Annotated in this window: 16 protein-coding genes; 4 read left to right on the forward strand and 12 right to left on the reverse strand. The window is 76.2% G+C overall.

Translation table 11 applies throughout. The features are described from left to right. Positions 1-100: 100 nt before the first annotated feature. Positions 101-892: a tetratricopeptide repeat protein gene (locus tag ACOQFB_RS16525; protein WP_494492278.1), complete on the forward strand. Its 792-nt coding sequence runs from the start codon at positions 101-103 to the stop codon at positions 890-892. Here ACOQFB_RS16525 and ACOQFB_RS16530 read toward each other — a convergent pair. The 4 genes from ACOQFB_RS16530 to ACOQFB_RS16545 all read right to left on the reverse strand — a co-directional run bounded on the left by ACOQFB_RS16530 (position 889) and on the right by ACOQFB_RS16545 (position 3,717). After that, positions 889-1,548 carry a DUF4142 domain-containing protein gene (locus ACOQFB_RS16530; RefSeq protein WP_059439405.1) on the reverse strand — a complete coding sequence of 220 codons (660 nt, stop codon included), beginning with the start codon at positions 1,546-1,548 and terminating at the stop codon, positions 889-891. The genes ACOQFB_RS16525 and ACOQFB_RS16530 overlap by 4 nt on opposite strands. A gap of 107 nt (positions 1,549-1,655) precedes the next feature. Further along, a complete protein-coding gene (locus ACOQFB_RS16535) occupies positions 1,656-2,666 on the reverse strand; it encodes an SPFH domain-containing protein (RefSeq protein WP_059439406.1) in 1,011 nt (336 codons plus the stop codon). A gap of 28 nt (positions 2,667-2,694) precedes the next feature. Next, complete coding sequence (locus ACOQFB_RS16540; protein ID WP_059439407.1) at positions 2,695-3,117, reverse strand: NfeD family protein; 423 nt, start codon at positions 3,115-3,117, stop codon at positions 2,695-2,697. An 87-nt stretch (positions 3,118-3,204) separates the two neighbouring features. Then, the gene (locus ACOQFB_RS16545; RefSeq protein ID WP_059439408.1) at positions 3,205-3,717 is read right to left on the reverse strand and encodes an OmpA family protein; all 513 of its coding nucleotides are present in this window, start codon (positions 3,715-3,717) and stop codon (positions 3,205-3,207) included. Positions 3,718-3,927: 210 nt separating this feature from the next. Here ACOQFB_RS16545 and ACOQFB_RS16550 point away from each other — a divergent pair, with 210 nt between their 5' ends. Then, complete coding sequence (locus ACOQFB_RS16550) at positions 3,928-4,647, forward strand: hypothetical protein (protein ID WP_494492279.1); 720 nt, start codon at positions 3,928-3,930, stop codon at positions 4,645-4,647. Here ACOQFB_RS16550 and ACOQFB_RS16555 read toward each other — a convergent pair. From ACOQFB_RS16555 to ACOQFB_RS16570, 4 genes are read right to left on the reverse strand one after another with little or no spacing between them, the layout of a single operon-like run. Next, positions 4,638-5,507, reverse strand: coding sequence for a glycoside hydrolase 5 family protein (locus ACOQFB_RS16555; protein ID WP_421609841.1), 870 nt, complete (start codon positions 5,505-5,507; stop codon positions 4,638-4,640). The genes ACOQFB_RS16550 and ACOQFB_RS16555 overlap by 10 nt on opposite strands. A gap of 11 nt (positions 5,508-5,518) precedes the next feature. Continuing rightward, positions 5,519-6,280: a TIGR04290 family methyltransferase gene (locus ACOQFB_RS16560; protein WP_421609838.1), complete on the reverse strand. Its 762-nt coding sequence runs from the start codon at positions 6,278-6,280 to the stop codon at positions 5,519-5,521. Beyond that, a complete protein-coding gene (locus ACOQFB_RS16565; RefSeq protein WP_421609837.1) occupies positions 6,277-7,053 on the reverse strand; it encodes a glycosyltransferase family protein in 777 nt (258 codons plus the stop codon). The genes ACOQFB_RS16560 and ACOQFB_RS16565 overlap by 4 nt, the downstream gene beginning before the upstream one ends. Beyond that, positions 7,050-8,231, reverse strand: a complete 1,182-nt coding sequence (locus ACOQFB_RS16570) for a CgeB family protein (RefSeq protein ID WP_421609836.1) — start codon at positions 8,229-8,231, stop codon at positions 7,050-7,052. The genes ACOQFB_RS16565 and ACOQFB_RS16570 overlap by 4 nt, the downstream gene beginning before the upstream one ends. Positions 8,232-8,449: 218 nt before the next feature. On the opposite strand from ACOQFB_RS16570, the gene ACOQFB_RS16575 reads away from it, so the two are divergent. Then, complete coding sequence (locus tag ACOQFB_RS16575) at positions 8,450-8,656, forward strand: hypothetical protein (protein ID WP_421609835.1); 207 nt, start codon at positions 8,450-8,452, stop codon at positions 8,654-8,656. Between the two features lie 123 nt (positions 8,657-8,779). On the opposite strand, the gene ACOQFB_RS16580 is transcribed toward ACOQFB_RS16575, so the two are convergent. The 4 genes from ACOQFB_RS16580 to ACOQFB_RS16595 all read right to left on the reverse strand — a co-directional run bounded on the left by ACOQFB_RS16580 (position 8,780) and on the right by ACOQFB_RS16595 (position 12,725). Then, positions 8,780-10,225 (reverse strand): ammonium transporter, encoded by a 1,446-nt coding sequence (locus ACOQFB_RS16580; protein WP_059438975.1) that lies wholly within the window; start codon positions 10,223-10,225, stop codon positions 8,780-8,782. 280 nt (positions 10,226-10,505) lie between these two features. Continuing rightward, positions 10,506-10,697 carry a hypothetical protein gene (locus ACOQFB_RS16585; protein ID WP_494492280.1) on the reverse strand — a complete coding sequence of 64 codons (192 nt, stop codon included), beginning with the start codon at positions 10,695-10,697 and terminating at the stop codon, positions 10,506-10,508. Then, the gene (locus ACOQFB_RS16590; protein ID WP_494492281.1) at positions 10,694-11,884 is read right to left on the reverse strand and encodes a response regulator; all 1,191 of its coding nucleotides are present in this window, start codon (positions 11,882-11,884) and stop codon (positions 10,694-10,696) included. The genes ACOQFB_RS16585 and ACOQFB_RS16590 overlap by 4 nt, the downstream gene beginning before the upstream one ends. Before the next feature lie 178 nt (positions 11,885-12,062). Then, positions 12,063-12,725 (reverse strand): helix-turn-helix domain-containing protein, encoded by a 663-nt coding sequence (locus ACOQFB_RS16595; protein ID WP_237758146.1) that lies wholly within the window; start codon positions 12,723-12,725, stop codon positions 12,063-12,065. A gap of 31 nt (positions 12,726-12,756) precedes the next feature. On the opposite strand from ACOQFB_RS16595, the gene ACOQFB_RS16600 reads away from it, so the two are divergent. Beyond that, complete coding sequence (locus ACOQFB_RS16600; protein ID WP_421609834.1) at positions 12,757-13,797, forward strand: radical SAM protein; 1,041 nt, start codon at positions 12,757-12,759, stop codon at positions 13,795-13,797. Positions 13,798-13,811 lie beyond the last annotated feature (14 nt).

A 13,811-nucleotide genomic window follows, 5' to 3' on the forward strand; every position in this document is an offset into this window, starting at 1 on the left:
AGCCCCCGCCCGCCCCCGCGGCCCGCGCTTCCCAGATCCGCCCGCGCGTGCGAACCTCGGCGGACGTATGTGGGGTTACCGCACCCGCGAGGTCGCCCGCATGCTCGGCCTCCCGCCGGCGGAGGTCCGGCGCTTCGCGCGCGCCGGCTTCGTGGCGGCGCGTCGCGGGCCGCGCAACGAGCTGCGCTTCTCGTTCCAGGACCTCGTGCTGTTGCGGGCGGCCGCCGGGCTGGTAGAGGCGCGGCTCCGGCCGGCCCGGGTTCGCCGCGCGCTGCGGCGGCTCGCGGCGCAGCTCCCGGAGGGCCGCTCGCTCGCGTCGGTCCACGTGGCCGCCGAGGGCGGGCGCGTGGTGGTGCGCGACGGCGGCGCGCGCTGGCACCCGGAGACGGGGCAGGTGCTGCTCGACTTCGAGATCGGCGAGCTGGCCCGGCGGGTGGCGCCGCTGGTGCGCGCGGCGGCCCGGCGCGGCCGGGGAGTCCGGCCGCTCGACGGCGAGGCCTGGTTCCACTGGGGCCGCGATCTGCACGACGTGGCGCCCGCCGAGGCGCGCACCGCCTACCGGCAGGCGCTCGGGGTCGCGCCGGATCACGCCGGCGCCCACCTGCACCTGGGGCGGCTGCTCCTGCGCGACGGCGGCGACGCGCGCGCGGCGGAGCTGCACCTGCGCCGCGCGCTCGAGGACCCGGCGCTGCGCGCGCCCGCCGGCGTGGAGCTCTCCGCGGCGCTCGAGGCCCAGGGGCTGCTCGACGAGGCCCTGCTCGCGTGCGCCCGCGCCCTGGAGTCCGATCCCGCGCTCCCCGAGGCGCACCGCGCAGCCGCCCGGCTGCTCACGCGGCTGGGCCGCGCCGAGGATGCCCGCCGGCACCTCGACGCGGCCAGCCGGCGCGGCTAGCGCGAGCCCGGCGGACGGCGCGCCGCGCGCTGCCCGTCCTGGCTGCGCTTCAGCGCGCGCGCCGCGGCGAGGTGCGCCTCGGCGACGTTCTCGGTGTCGTCCAGCCACTTCTTCAGGCGCGGGTCCTGGCCCGGCGTCCGGTTGCGCATCGTCTTCAGGTCCTGGACGTAGCGCTGCTCGACGTCGATGGCGGCGCGGACCAGCTCGCGGTCGAACGCGTCGCCCTGCGCGGCGCGCAGCCGGTCCATCATCTGCTGGTGCCCGGCGCGCTCGTGCTCCGGCAGCGGCAGCGTCGTCACGTCCTGCCCGCGCTCGCGCACCAGCGCCGCGAGCTCCCCGTCCACCCGGCGGGCGTCCTGCTCCAGCGTGCGGCCGAAGTCCTTCACCGCCTGCGACGCGCCCTGCTGCTGCGCGAGCTGCCCGGCGTCCACCTCGAACGCGTTGCGCAGGTGCAGGGTGGCGAGCGTGTTGCGGGCGTCCTCGGTGAGCGCCGGCTGGCCCGCCGCCGGCTGCCCGGGCGCCGCCGCGGCCGGCGGCGTGGCCCCCGGCTGCCGCGGGATCGGGCGTGGAACGCCCGGCGTCTGCGCGCCGGCGGCGGCGCCGGCCAGCGCCAGCGCCGCGCCGAGCGCGAGCCTCGAGATTCGTGCGGTGATCATGCGTGTCCCTCCCCGCACGAGAGGATGGCGACGCCGGCGAGCCCCGGCACGGTCCGTCGCGGCGCCCACCCCGCCGGCGGCGGGGCGGGCGCTCGGGTCACGTGCGCTCAGGGCCGCGGCAGCGGGGGGCGCGGCGGCATGGCGGGCCCGGCGCGCGGCGGCGCTACCGCCGCGTTGCGCACCGGCTCCTCGGCGCGCGCGGTCTTCAGCACGTTCATGGCGGCCGCGATCATGGAGCCGACGTCGGAGAGCGTGGCCGGCAGGATGACCGTGTTGTTCACCTTGGCGAGGTGGCCGAACTGCTCCACGTACTGCTCGGCCACCCGGAGCTGGACGGCCTCCACGCCGCCCGGCGCGCTGATGGCGTCGCCCACCTTGCGCAGCCCGGCGGCGGTGGCCTCCGCGATGGCGAGGATCGCCTGCGCCTGCCCCTCGGCCTCGTTGATCTGCTGCTGGCGCGAGGCCTCCGACTCCTTGATGACCTGCTGCTTCTTGCCCTCGGCGGTGTTGATGGCGGCGTCGCGCTCGCCCTCCGAGGCGAGCACCACCGCGCGCTTCTCCCGCTCGGCGCGCATCTGCTTCTCCATGGCGGCGAGCACGTCCTGCGGCGGGGTGATGTTCTTGATCTCGTACCGCAGCACCTTCACGCCCCAGGGCCCGCTGGCCTTGTCCAGCTCCGTCACCACCATGCCGTTGATGTGGGAGCGCTCCTCGAAGGTCCGGTCGAGGTCGATCTTGCCGATCTCGGAGCGGAGCGCGGTCTGCGCCAGCTGGCTGATGGCGTAGTAGTAGTCGGCGATGCCGTAGGACGCGCGCTGGGCGTCGAGCACCTTCAGGTAGAGGATGCCGTCCACCGCCACCTGCACGTTGTCCTTGGTGATGCAGATCTGCTCGGGGATGTCGACCGCCTGCTCCTTCAGCGTGTGCCGGTAGCGGATGACGTCCGCGAACGGCAGCAGCACGTGGAAGCCCGCGTCGAGCACGGTGTGGAACCGGCCCAGCCGCTCCACCACGTACGCGTTCTGCTGCGGCACCACCACCGCGGTCTTCACCACCACGAACACGGCGAAGGCCGCGATCACGATCGCGATCATCAGGCCGGCGCTCATCGCTTCCATCCCGTCCTCCCGGACCTCGTGCGCGCCGTCAGGCGGCGCGGACCCACAGCAACACGCCCTCGACCCGCTCCACCCGGCACCGCTGGCCGGCGCGCAGGGTGTCCCCGCCGACCGCGCGCGCGCGCCAGGGCACGCCGCGCAGCTCGGCGGCGCCCTCGCCGCCGGCGGGCACGTCCCCGAGCAGCACCACCTCCTCGCCGACGAGCGAGTCCACCGCGCCGCCCGGGCGCCGCGTCAGCCGATCCTGCAGGCGGCGGCGCAGGGTCGCGAGCAGCACCAGCGACACCGCGGTGAACAGCAGCCACTGCCCGACGCGGCCCAGGCCCGCCGCCGCGGCGGGCGCGACCACCAGCGCGCCCACGCCGAAGAACAGCGCGAACAGGCCGCCCGGCGTGACCAGCTCCACCACCAGCAGGCCGATCCCGGCCAGCACCCACATCCACCAGTCCATGCGCCCCTCCGACGGCCCCGGATGCTAGCAGAGGCGGGCCGCCGGCGCGCGGCGGCGCGGGCCGGGATCGCCTCCGGTCCGCCAGCGCTAGAGCCTCACCTGCAGCTCGTAGCGCCGGTTCTTCGCCTTCTTGGCCGGCGTGTCGTCGGGCTTCACCAGCGGCTTCTTCGAGCCCATGCCCACCGACTCGATCTCGCCCTGCGGGATGCCGCGCGCCACCAGCTCCTTCTCGATCACCGCGGCGCGGCGGGCGGACAGCTCCTGGTTGTGCGCGGCCGAGCCGGACGTGTCGGTGTGGCCGGACACCACGAACTTGAAGTTCTTCACGCCGGCGCCGTTGAGGCGCTTCTTCGCGTCCACGAGCGCGTTCGAGAGCCGCTTCATCTTCTGGTCGCAGCCGGGCTCGAGCTGGTCGGTGTCGGTCTTGAAGGAGCACTGGTTCTTGCGCCCCTCCTCCAGCAGGCGGCGGTTGATCTCCTTCTCGAGCTTCCCGACGGTGGCCTGGCCCGCCGCCTTCTTGGCGGCGTCCCAGGGCACCTGCGCGGCCGCCGGGGCGGCGAGGGCGAGGGTGATCACGGCGGCGAGGGCGAGGCGGGTCATGTGGATCTCCTTTGCGCGAGGCGCGGATCTTCTCCGCAGGACGGGGGCGCCGCAAGCGCCGTCGCGCGCGCCGCCGGGGCGTCGCGGTGGGCCCGGGACCCACCTGCGCACCCCGGCAGCGCGGCCGCGGCCGCGCCCGCGCGCGGAGGCCGGGCGGGCTCCCGCCGGCCAGGCGCCGTGCGCAGGATGTACGCGTCACGGAGGTGGCGCATGGCGGGACGGGTTTCGAGCACGACGACGGATCACGACACGATCCGCAGGTGGGTGGAGGAGCGCGGGGGCTGGCCGGCGTCGGTCGGCGGCACCGAGCGGGGCGACGAGACCGGCATCATCCGCATCGACTTCCCGGGCTACGGCGGCGAGGGCAAGCTGGAGCGGATCCCGTGGGACGACTGGTTCCGCAAGTTCGACGAGGCGAACCTCGCGTTCACGTACGAGGAGACCACCGCCGGCGGGCAGCGCTCGAACTTCAACAAGCTCATCGGCCGGGAGACGGCGGACGCGCGGGCGCGCGGGCGCCGGACCTCGCGGCGGGCGAGCCGCGCCGGGCGCGGCGGGGCGCGGTCGGGTGCGCGGGCGCGGAGCCGCACGTCGGCGGGACGCGCCGGCGCGCGGTCGGCGCGCGGCGGGAGTCGCACGCGCAAGACGTCGCGGGCGGGATCGGCGCGGTCGTCGGCTGGCGCGCGGGCTGGCGCGCGCGGCGGCACGCGCGGCCGGACGGGCGGGCGCCGCACGGGCGAGACGCAGGGGCGCCGCCGGGCCTCGCGCGCGGAGGCGGCCCGCACCGCGCGCCGCGGCGGGACCTCGTCGCGGTCGGGCACGCGCCGCGGCACGTCGCGCGGGAGCTCGCGCAGGACCTCGCGCGGCGGGTCGCGCTCGGGGGGCTCGCGCCGGGGCCGCGCGCGCGGCCGCGGCCGCGGTCAGGCGTAGCGCCGGACCATCCGCGCGCAGAAGTCCGCGTACTCCTCCGGCTCGCGCGGCGGGCTGGTGTGGTGCGGCTTCAGCCCGCGGTGCTCCGGCGTGAAGCAGAACGTGACCGTCACCTCGAACGGCTCCAGCGCGCGCATCTGCCGGTCGAACCAGGCCTCCCAGCCCGGCCGGTAGCTGTCCGCCCAGGAGAGGCCGGTGCGCAGGTGGCGCACGCCGAGGTCCTCCAGCCAGCGCACGCCCGCGTCGAGGCGCGGGTCCTCGAAGTGGAACCACTGGCAGATCCCCAGGCCGGGCGCGAGCGCGGGGAACGCCGCCAGCGCCGGCTTGGGCGTGCCGTCCTCGCGGACGAGCCCCATGTAGAAGTGCCGGTAGTACGACGAGCCCTCCGCCTCGCGGTGGCGGGTGGTGGCGGGCCACGCGCGCGGCAGGTCGAACAGGCTGTACCAGTGGATGCGCGGCGCCTTGCCGAGCAGCAGCTCGGCGGTGCGGCGGAGCCCCCACTCCTGGACCTCCTCCGCGCCGAACGACGAGACGCCCACCTCGGAGATCCACACCGGGAGCCGCACGGCGGAGGTGATCTCGGCGAGCCGGGCCGGCCACTCGTGGATCTGCCAGTGGTTCCAGTCGAGCGGGAACCCGTGGACGGCGACGGCGTCCACCTCGGCGAGCGCACCCTGCGACTCCAGCAGGCGCAGGAAGCCGGCGTCGATGGGCGAGGTGCCGCCCAGCACGCGGGTCAGGCCGGGCCGCTCCGCGCGCACCGCCGCCCCGGCGAGGCGCACCATCTGCGAGAAGCGTCCCCAGCCCGGGTCCGCGCCGAAGTCCCAGTGCGACAGGTTGTTCGGCTCGTTCCAGAGCATCACCGCCTCGATCACGGCGCACCTCCGTCGCGCGGCGTCGCCGGGTACACCGGTCCGCCGAAGGGATCCGGCTCGGCCGGGCGGCACAGGTAGACCTCGGTGCCCGGCACCGGCGCGGGCGCGAACCCGGCCGAGCGGAGCATCGCCTCGACGCAGGCGCGGTTCGGGATCCACCAGTTGGTCTCGTCGTGCGCGTAGCGCCGCTCGACGAAGTGCAGCTTGGGCCAGGCGGGGTGGTCGAAGACCTCGCGCTCCTCGAACGGATAGTCGGGCTCCGCCGGGAGCCGGCCGTTCGAGCCGCGCAGCATGCTCTGGAACACGAGCAGGTCGCCGACCGCGTGCGCGCGCAGGAGGTCGAGCGCGAGCAGCGGGTGGCGCAGGTGGTAGAGCACGCCCATGAACAGCACCACGTCGAAGCGCTCTCCGAGCCGCGCGACGTCGTAGACCGACAGCTCCCGGAGCTCGATCTCGAAGCCGGAGATCTCGGCGGCGAGGCGCGCCTGGGCCAGGTAGCGCGGGTCGAAGTCCACGCCCAGCACGCGGTCGGCGCCGCGCCGCTTCATCTCGAGCGAGAAGAAGCCCGCGTTGCACCCCACGTCGAGCACGCTCCGGCCCGAGAGGTCCTGCGGGAGCGCGGGCGCGATCGCGCGCCAGACCAGGCCCGGGTAGTCGCCGAGGAAGTGGTCAGGCGCCGTGCGCACGCCGCTCAGCTCGAGATTGTGGAACCACGGCGAGAGCGCGCGCACGCGCGCCTCGATCTCCGCTCGCGTCATCCGCTCCCCATCCCCGGCGCCTCGCCGGCCTCTTCGGGCTCGGGCTGCGGCCCCTCGCGGAGCAGCCGCAGCGCCTGCCGGTACCCGTCGAGCGTCCCGACGTCCACGTAGGCGCGCCCCGCGTGCACCGCCCGCGCCGCGCCGCCGCGCGCCAGCCAGGCGTTGACCAGCGTCCCGACGTACGCGTCGGTCTCGCCGCGCTCCAGGAACAGCGCGTGCAGCTCGGCGAGCACCGCGCCGGTCAGCTTGACGCCGCCCCACACCCAGCCGGTGGACGGCCGCGCGGCCTTCACCTGCACCTCGCGCACGGCGCCGTCCGGCCCGCCGACCACCGCGTCGAACAGCTCCGGCCGGTCCACCGGGAAGCACAGGAACGAGAGGCCGCCGCCCGGGAGCGCGCGGTAGCCGTCGGCGGGGAACCAGACCGTGTCCGGCAGCCCCACCAGCACCTCGTCCGCTGGCCCCACGAACGGCAGCGCGCGGAACAGCGCGTCGCACAGCCCGGCCGGCCTGGGCTGGACCACGTAGCAGATGCGGGCGCCGCCGACCGCGCCGCCGAAGTACTCGACGATGTCCGACTTGCCCGGCGAGATGACGAAGCACAGCCGGTCGGCGCCGCCGCGGAGCATCCGCTCCACCAGGTACTCCGAGACGGCGCGCGGCCGCTCGCTGCCGTCCACCATGCGGCTCCCCACCGGCAGGAGCTCCTTCGAGAACGCGAGCGGCTGGATCCGGCTCCCCACGCCGGCCGCGGGCACGATGCCCCACGTCATCCGGCCAGCCCCTCCGCCGCCGCGTCGAGCGCCGCCGTGGCCCCCCGCGTCCCGCCGTCCGGCCCGGCCCGCGCCTCCGCCCCGGCGGCCGCCGGCGGCGCCAGCCGCTCGCGGCGGCGGGCCGCCTCGCACAGGCGGACCAGCTCACGGGCCCGGGCGGCGGCGGTGTGCTCGTCGAGCGCGCGCTCGCGGGCGCGCGCGCCCATGCGGGCGAGCCGCTCGCGCGGCAGCTCCACCGCGGCCACGGCCTCGCGGGGCGAGCGGGCCACCAGGATCTCCTCGCCCGGCGTGAAGAACGCGTCCAGGCCGTCGAACCAGTCGGACAGGACCGGCACGCCGCAGGCGGCCGCCTCGAACAGCCGGCCCGACGGGCAGTGGCCGAGCGCCGCCATCTCGGCGCGGGTGACGCTGAGCGTGAGCGGCGACGAGCAGAAGAACGCGGGGTGGAGCGAGGGCTCGAGGTGCCGCACGTAGCGGACGTTGGGGCGCCACGGGAAGCGGTCGTCGTACATCGAGCCGGCGAGCACGAACGTGCGGTCCGGGAGCCGCTCCGCCGGGCCGAGGAACAGCGCCTCGAGCACGGCCTGCCGCGAGGGCGCGTAGGTCCCCAGGTACGAGAGGTCGCCGAGGAACGGGCGGACCGGGCGGGAGGGCCGGTGGACCTCCGGATCCACCGAGCCGTGGAGCGGCGCGACCCGCCGGGCGCCGAGCAGCCCCGCCAGCGCGCCGAGCGCCCGGCCGCCCGTGTACGAGAGCACCAGGTCGTGGTGGCGCAGCCCGCGGGGGCCCAGCCACTCGACCGGCTGCCCGCGCCGCGCCCGCTCCAGGGTGATCCCGGTGTCCATGTCGTAGAAGACGCGGAGCGCCGAGCGGGCGGAGAGCACCCGATCGCCCGCCTCCACGCCGTCCGGGCAGTAGGAGGTGACCATGGCCACGTCGGCGGAGGCGATCGCCTCGTCCACGCGCGCGTGCACCTCGGACAGCTCGCGGTAGATCACGAGCTCGCCGGCCGGGAGCGTCGTCAGGTCGCGGTGCGCGGCGTACCAGGGCTGATCGCGCTCGAAGAAGTCGAGCCGGTGCCCCTGGCGCGCGAGCGCCCCCGCCAGCCCGCGCCACAGCGTGGCGTGCCCGTTCCCCCACGAGGAGCTGACGGTCAGCCCGAAGACGACGAAGCGCACGCCCTGAAGCCCCCTCCCCGCCCCTGCGCCGCGGGCCCCCAGCCGGAAAGCTAGGGCGGCCCCACACCGCCCACCAGCGACCCCACGACCGCGCCGCCGCCCGCGCGCCGGTCGCGACGACCGCCCCGGCGCGGCAGGACGCAGCAGCCCCGCCCGGCACGCGCCGCGGCGGGCCGCCGCTGCCATGATGGCCGCGTGCTCCGGACGGAGGGGCGGCCATGGCGCGCGAGGGCTCGGGTGGATTGCTTCCGGAGGGTGAATCGCTGCGCCGGGCGCTGCGCTGGCTGGACGAGCGCGCGCACGAGGAGGCGAGGCTCGATCGCGCCGCCGCCATCGGCGAGGCGGCGCGGCGCTTCGACCTGACGCCGCTCGAGGAGGAGTTCCTGATCCGGAGCTGGCGATCGCCGGGCTCGACGGCCGGCTGACGCCTCCTCGGGAAGACGCCAGGGACGGAGGAGACGAGCGAGCCGTCCCCCGGCACTCCGAGCCGGGGGACGGCTCCCACCCGCCGCGCGCGACCAGGGAGTGTGCGCGCGCCGCGGACCCGATCACTTCGCGGCGAGCGAGGGCACGCTGGCGCCCGCCGGCGCGGGCGGCGCCGGCGCCGCGACGCCGTGCACCGCAGCACCGCCGAAGTCGTAGCCCAGCACGCCCATCTCGCCGAGGTCGGCGCCGGCGATCTCGTCCTCCGGCGAGATGCGGTTCCCCACCAGCTTGCCGATGAGCCAGAACGACGCGGCGGCGACCGGCGCCACCCAGGCGACGTTCGCGAGGATGCCGATCACCTCGGCGACGAGCTGGCCGGCGTCACCGTAGAACAGGCCGGTCACGCCCCTCGCGACGCCGTTGAGGCCCTGGCCGTAGGTGCCGTTCGCGAACAGGCCCAGGGAGAGGATGCCCCACGCGCCGTTGACGCCGTGCACCGCCGACGCGCCCACCGGGTCGTCGATGCGGAGCCTGGTGTCGATGAACACCGCCGCCAGGATCACCAGCACGCCGGCGATGGCGCCGATGAGCGCGGCGGCCCAGGCGGAGACGAACGCGCACGGCGCGGTGATCGCCACCAGGCCGGCGAGCATGCCGTTCGCGAGCCAGGAGGGATCCGCCTTGCCCCACTTCGCCTTCACGTACAGGTACGAGGCGAACGCGCCGGTGGCGCCGGCGATCATGGTGTTGACGGCCACCACCGTGAGGCGGGTGTCCATGCCGGAGAGCGTCGAGCCCGCGTTGAAGCCGAACCAGCCGAACGCGAGGATGAACGTGCCGGTCATGACCTGCGGGATGTTGTGCGGCGGGATGGGGTTCACCCGGCCGTCCGCCGTGTACTTCCCGATGCGAGGCCCGATCATCTTGCCGAGCACCAGCGCGATCACGCCGCCGGTGAGGTGCACCACCGAGCTTCCGGCGAAGTCCACGTGCCCGTGGCCGAGGCCGAAGTTGGTGCCGAGCGCGGAGAGCCAGCCCGCGCCCCAGACCCAGTTCGCGTAGATCGGGTAGATGAGCGCCGAGATCACGAACGAGAAGAGCACGAACGAGCTGAACTTCCACCGCTCGGCGCACGCGCCGGTGGGGATCGTCGCGGTGGTGTCCATGAACACCATCTGGAACAGGAACATCGCGGCCACGCCCGCCGTGTAGGTCGAGAGCGGGTGGAGCATGAAGCCGCTCATCCCGAAGAGCCCGAACGACCTGCCGAACAGCGTGACGGTGAACTCCTTCGCGAGGATGGCGTCGCCGCCGAACACCGCGCCCACGCCGCCCATCTGCAGGCCGAAGCCCACGAAGAAGAAGCCGATGATGCCGATCGCGTAGACCAGGAAGTTCATGCCCATGGTGTGGGCCACGTTCTTCGCGCGGGTGAGGCCGGTCTCGACGAGCGCGAAGCCGGCCTGCATGAACATCACCAGGAAGCCCGCCATCATCGTCCACACGATGTTGAGGGCCGTTTGCGTGTCGGCGAGAGACTTCGCCAGATCCGCGACCGACGGGTTCATGAGAGCTCCTCGGAGGAGAAGGACGACACGCCGGCCCGAGCGCCGGAGCGGCGGGCGGCCGACGGCAGCCGGCGGTGCAGCCCGCGTGCCGTCCTCCGCACCGGCCCGCTGCCCCGCTCGAGGCGACCGCCCTGCACCGTTCGCGGGCAGCGAGGACCCGATCCGCTCGCCGCGCGGGCAGCCGGCGGCCGGCGGGGCCTGGGGGACTGCCCGGCGCGAGGGCCGGAACGGCCCGAAGGACGAGCACCGGCGCGCGTGAAGCGCGACGCCGCGGTGGGGCTCAGGCGAGCAGGCGCAGCAGGTCCTCGCGGAGGGCGGCGCGCTCCGGCCCCTCCGCGGCCGCGGCGATGGCGCGCTCCAGCGTGCCTGCGGCCTTGCGGCGGAAGCCCTTCTCCTCGTAGATCCGCGCCAGCGCGCGCAGCGCCGGCAGGTTCGCCGGGCGCAGCTCGACGGCGCGCTCGAGCGCGGTCATCGCGCCGAAGGCGTCGCCGGTGGCGGCGAGCGCCCGCCCGAGCTGGAGGTGCGCCTCGGCGCCGAGCGGATCGGCGTGGGCCGCGTCCGCGAGGAGCGCCGCGGCCTCCCCGGCCCGGCCTCCTCGAGGAGCGCGCGCCCGCGGGCCACGCGCGCGTCGGCCGCGGGCGCGGGCGCGAGCGGCCTCGACGCGCTCGCCTCGCGCGCGGCCGCCACCCGCCGGGCCAGGTCGTCGAGCCGGAACGGCTTCTCGACGTAGTCCACCGCGCCGTAGTTCTCGCGCGCGTCCTCGGCGAAGCGCCAGCCGCGGTAGATGGCGGTCATCATCACCACGGGGACGTTGCGCGTGCGGGGCGACGAGCGGAGCCGCCGGCACGCCTCGAACCCGTGCAGCCGCGGCAGCATCGCGTCGAGGAGCACGACGTCCGGGAGCAGCGCGTCGGCCCGCGCCAGCGCCTCCTCGCCGTCGGCGGCCAGCTCCACCGCCCACCCCTTCGACTCGAGCGTGCGCTGCACCAGGTGGCGGATCTCGGGCTCGTCGTCCACCACCAGCGCCAGCGGCCGGCCGTCCGCGCGCTCCGGCAGCGGCTCCGGCGCGCCCACCTCGATCCGCACGGCCGCGTCCGGCTCGTCCGGCAGGAGGTCGGCGTCGAGCACCTCCACCAGGTCGAGCGGCTCGTCGGCGGGCCCGCCCGCCGGGAACGCCGCCCCCAGCTCCGGCAGCGGGCCGGCGTCCGCGCCGCGCCAGGACCGCTCGCCCCGCGCGCGCGCCTCGTACGCGCCCTCGATGGCCCGGTCGAGCGCCGAGCGGACCGCCGCGTACACCGAGACCTCGCGCCCGGTCACGAACCGCAGCTCGGCGACGACGCGGTCGTCGAGCGGGCGCGCCATGGCGAGGTGGATGCGGCCGCCCTCGAGCGAGAGCGGCAGGATGAGGTCCTGCTCGGCCACCGACCGCGGCACCGCCTCGAGCGCGTCGAGGTCGATGGTGGTGCGCGACAGGTCCACCCCCGGCGTGCCGAAGCGCTCCGCCAGCGCGGCGGCCAGCGCGCCCTCGTCCACGCCGGCCTCCAGCAGCCTCGACGCGAGCGGCAGCGGCCGGTCGCGCGGGTCGTGCAGCGCGGCGTCCACCTGTGCGGCGGTCGCCACGCCGCGCCGGATCAGCAGCTCGCCGATGCGCGGTACCACGCCCCCTCCCCCCGACCCGCAGGGCGGGTCGAGGCGGATTCTAGGCGGCGGAGGCGACCGGCGACGTCCCACGACGCCGCGACCCTCGACGCCCCGTCGTGCCGGCGGGGGAGGCGCGCGCGGGCGGGTTCACCCTCCCTCGACTCCGCGCGGCGACGGCCGCGCTCGGCACGTGCTCTCAGCCCACCGTGTCGGCGTAGGTCATGACGAGGTACATGACCGTCTCGACGTCGGCCCGGCTCCGGTACACGTGCGGCGCGTCGGCCTGGAACACGATCGCGTCCCCCGGCCCGAGCTGCTCCTTGCGGCCGGGGACCTCGATCTCCACCGCGCCCGCGGCGACCACCAGGTTCTCGATGGTCCCGGGGTTGTGCGCGTCGGCGCGCTCCACGCTGCCCGGCGCCATGCGCAGCTCGTAGAACTCGACCCGGCGAGGCTCGTCGAACGGGAACAGGGCCCGCGACGAGTAGGTGCCGTCGTGGCTGCTCAGCACCTTGGCGTGCTCGGCCCGGAGCACGTGCAGGCCGCCGCTGCTACGGGCGGTGATGAGCGCCGAGAACGGGACGCCCAGCGCGGACGAGATCTTCCAGAGCACGTTGATGGTCGGGGCGCTCTGGCCGAGCTCGATCTGGCCCAGCATGGCGCGCGACACCCCGGAGAGCTTCGAGAGCTTCTCCAGCGACAGGTCGCGCTGGGTGCGCAGCCGGCGGAGGTTCGTCCCGACGACCGGCGTCAGGTCCTTGCCGGCGGGCGCCACCTCGCCCGGCTCGGGGGCGGAGCGGGCGTCCGGCGCCGCGGCCGGCCGGCGGGAGCGCTTCTGCGTGTCGCGGGCGGTCTTCATGAACCGATGGTTTTCCGTTACAACGGAGGCGTTGTCAACGCGCTCCGCCAGCGCCGCCGGCCCGTGGCGGCTCACCCTCGTCACCGACCCGGACGACTGCAACCTCGCCTGCGCCATGTGCCCGTGCGGTGCGGCCCGGGCGCGCGGCGGGCCGCGCGCGCCGCCGCGGCGGATGGCGCCGGCGCTCGCGCTCGGTGTGCTGGAGGAGCGGCGCGGCAGCCCGCTGCGCGAGCTCATCCCCTCCACCATGGGGGAGCCGCTGCTCTGGCCGGCGCTGCCGGAGCTGCTCGCGCGCGCGGCGGCGCTCGGCATCCGGGGCAACGTCACCACCAACGGCACCTTCCCCGGCCGCGGCGCCGCCGGCTGGGCGGAGGTCCTGGTGCCGGCCTGCCGCGACGTCAAGATCTCCTGGAACGGCGCCACCCCCGCGACCGCCGCGGCGGTGATGCCGGGCCTCGACCTCGAGGAAGCCGTGGAGGCGGTCCGGGCCCTGGTGGCCGCGCGCGACCGGCACGCGGCGCGCGGCGGCGCGCGCTGCAGCGTCTCGTTCCAGGTGACCGTGCGCGAGGACAACCTGGCGGAGCTGCCCGGCATCGTGCGGCTGGCCGCGCGGCTCGGCGTCGATCGCGTGAAGCTGAACCAGCTCCAGGTGCGCAGCCCCGACCTGGCGGCGCTGTCGCTGCGCCGCAGCCCCGGGGCCATCGCGCGCTGGAACGCCGCGGCGCGGGCGGTGCGCGAGGCGGCCGCGGAGGCGCTCGCGCGCCACGGGCGCGCCCCGGCGCTCGAGAACGCCGTCGAGCTGGCGCCGGATCCCGCCGCGCCGGCGCCGCGCGGCCCGTGCCCGTTCGCGGGGCGGGAGGCCTGGATCCACCCCGACGGCCGCCTGGCGCCCTGCCCGCACCCCGCCGCCGCCGCCGGCGGGCTGGGCGACTTCGGCTCGGTGGCCGACGCGCCGCTCGGCGCGCTGTGGGCGGCGCCGGCGTTCCGGGCGTTCGTCGCGCCCGGTCCGGGGGGTCACCCGGTTCACCCGCTGTGCGACGGGTGCGCCTTCCGGCGCCCCGGCGGCGCCTGACGCGCCCGGGGCGT

The organism is Anaeromyxobacter sp. Red801, from assembly GCF_049201065.2.
Taxonomy (GTDB): Bacteria; Myxococcota; Myxococcia; order Myxococcales; family Anaeromyxobacteraceae; genus Anaeromyxobacter.

Bases quoted from the DNA above. Each gene is read 5' to 3' on its own strand.
- ACOQFB_RS16555 (WP_421609841.1), bottom strand. From the start codon at position 5,507: ATGCTCTGGAACGAGCCGAACAACCTGTCGCACTGGGACTTCGGCGCG.
- ACOQFB_RS16545 (WP_059439408.1), bottom strand. From the start codon at position 3,717: ATGACCCGCCTCGCCCTCGCCGCCGTGATCACCCTCGCCCTCGCCGCC.
- ACOQFB_RS16525 (WP_494492278.1), top strand. From the start codon at position 101: ATGCTCGGCCTCCCGCCGGCGGAGGTCCGGCGCTTCGCGCGCGCCGGC.
- ACOQFB_RS16560 (WP_421609838.1), bottom strand. From the start codon at position 6,280: ATGACGCGAGCGGAGATCGAGGCGCGCGTGCGCGCGCTCTCGCCGTGG.
- ACOQFB_RS16595 (WP_237758146.1), bottom strand. From the start codon at position 12,725: ATGAAGACCGCCCGCGACACGCAGAAGCGCTCCCGCCGGCCGGCCGCG.
- ACOQFB_RS16540 (WP_059439407.1), bottom strand. From the start codon at position 3,117: ATGGACTGGTGGATGTGGGTGCTGGCCGGGATCGGCCTGCTGGTGGTG.
- ACOQFB_RS16535 (WP_059439406.1), bottom strand. From the start codon at position 2,666: ATGGAAGCGATGAGCGCCGGCCTGATGATCGCGATCGTGATCGCGGCC.
- ACOQFB_RS16530 (WP_059439405.1), bottom strand. From the start codon at position 1,548: ATGATCACCGCACGAATCTCGAGGCTCGCGCTCGGCGCGGCGCTGGCG.
- ACOQFB_RS16565 (WP_421609837.1), bottom strand. From the start codon at position 7,053: ATGACGTGGGGCATCGTGCCCGCGGCCGGCGTGGGGAGCCGGATCCAG.
- ACOQFB_RS16585 (WP_494492280.1), bottom strand. From the start codon at position 10,697: ATGACCGCGCTCGAGCGCGCCGTCGAGCTGCGCCCGGCGAACCTGCCG.
- ACOQFB_RS16575 (WP_421609835.1), top strand. From the start codon at position 8,450: ATGGCGCGCGAGGGCTCGGGTGGATTGCTTCCGGAGGGTGAATCGCTG.
- ACOQFB_RS16550 (WP_494492279.1), top strand. From the start codon at position 3,928: ATGGCGGGACGGGTTTCGAGCACGACGACGGATCACGACACGATCCGC.
- ACOQFB_RS16580 (WP_059438975.1), bottom strand. From the start codon at position 10,225: ATGAACCCGTCGGTCGCGGATCTGGCGAAGTCTCTCGCCGACACGCAA.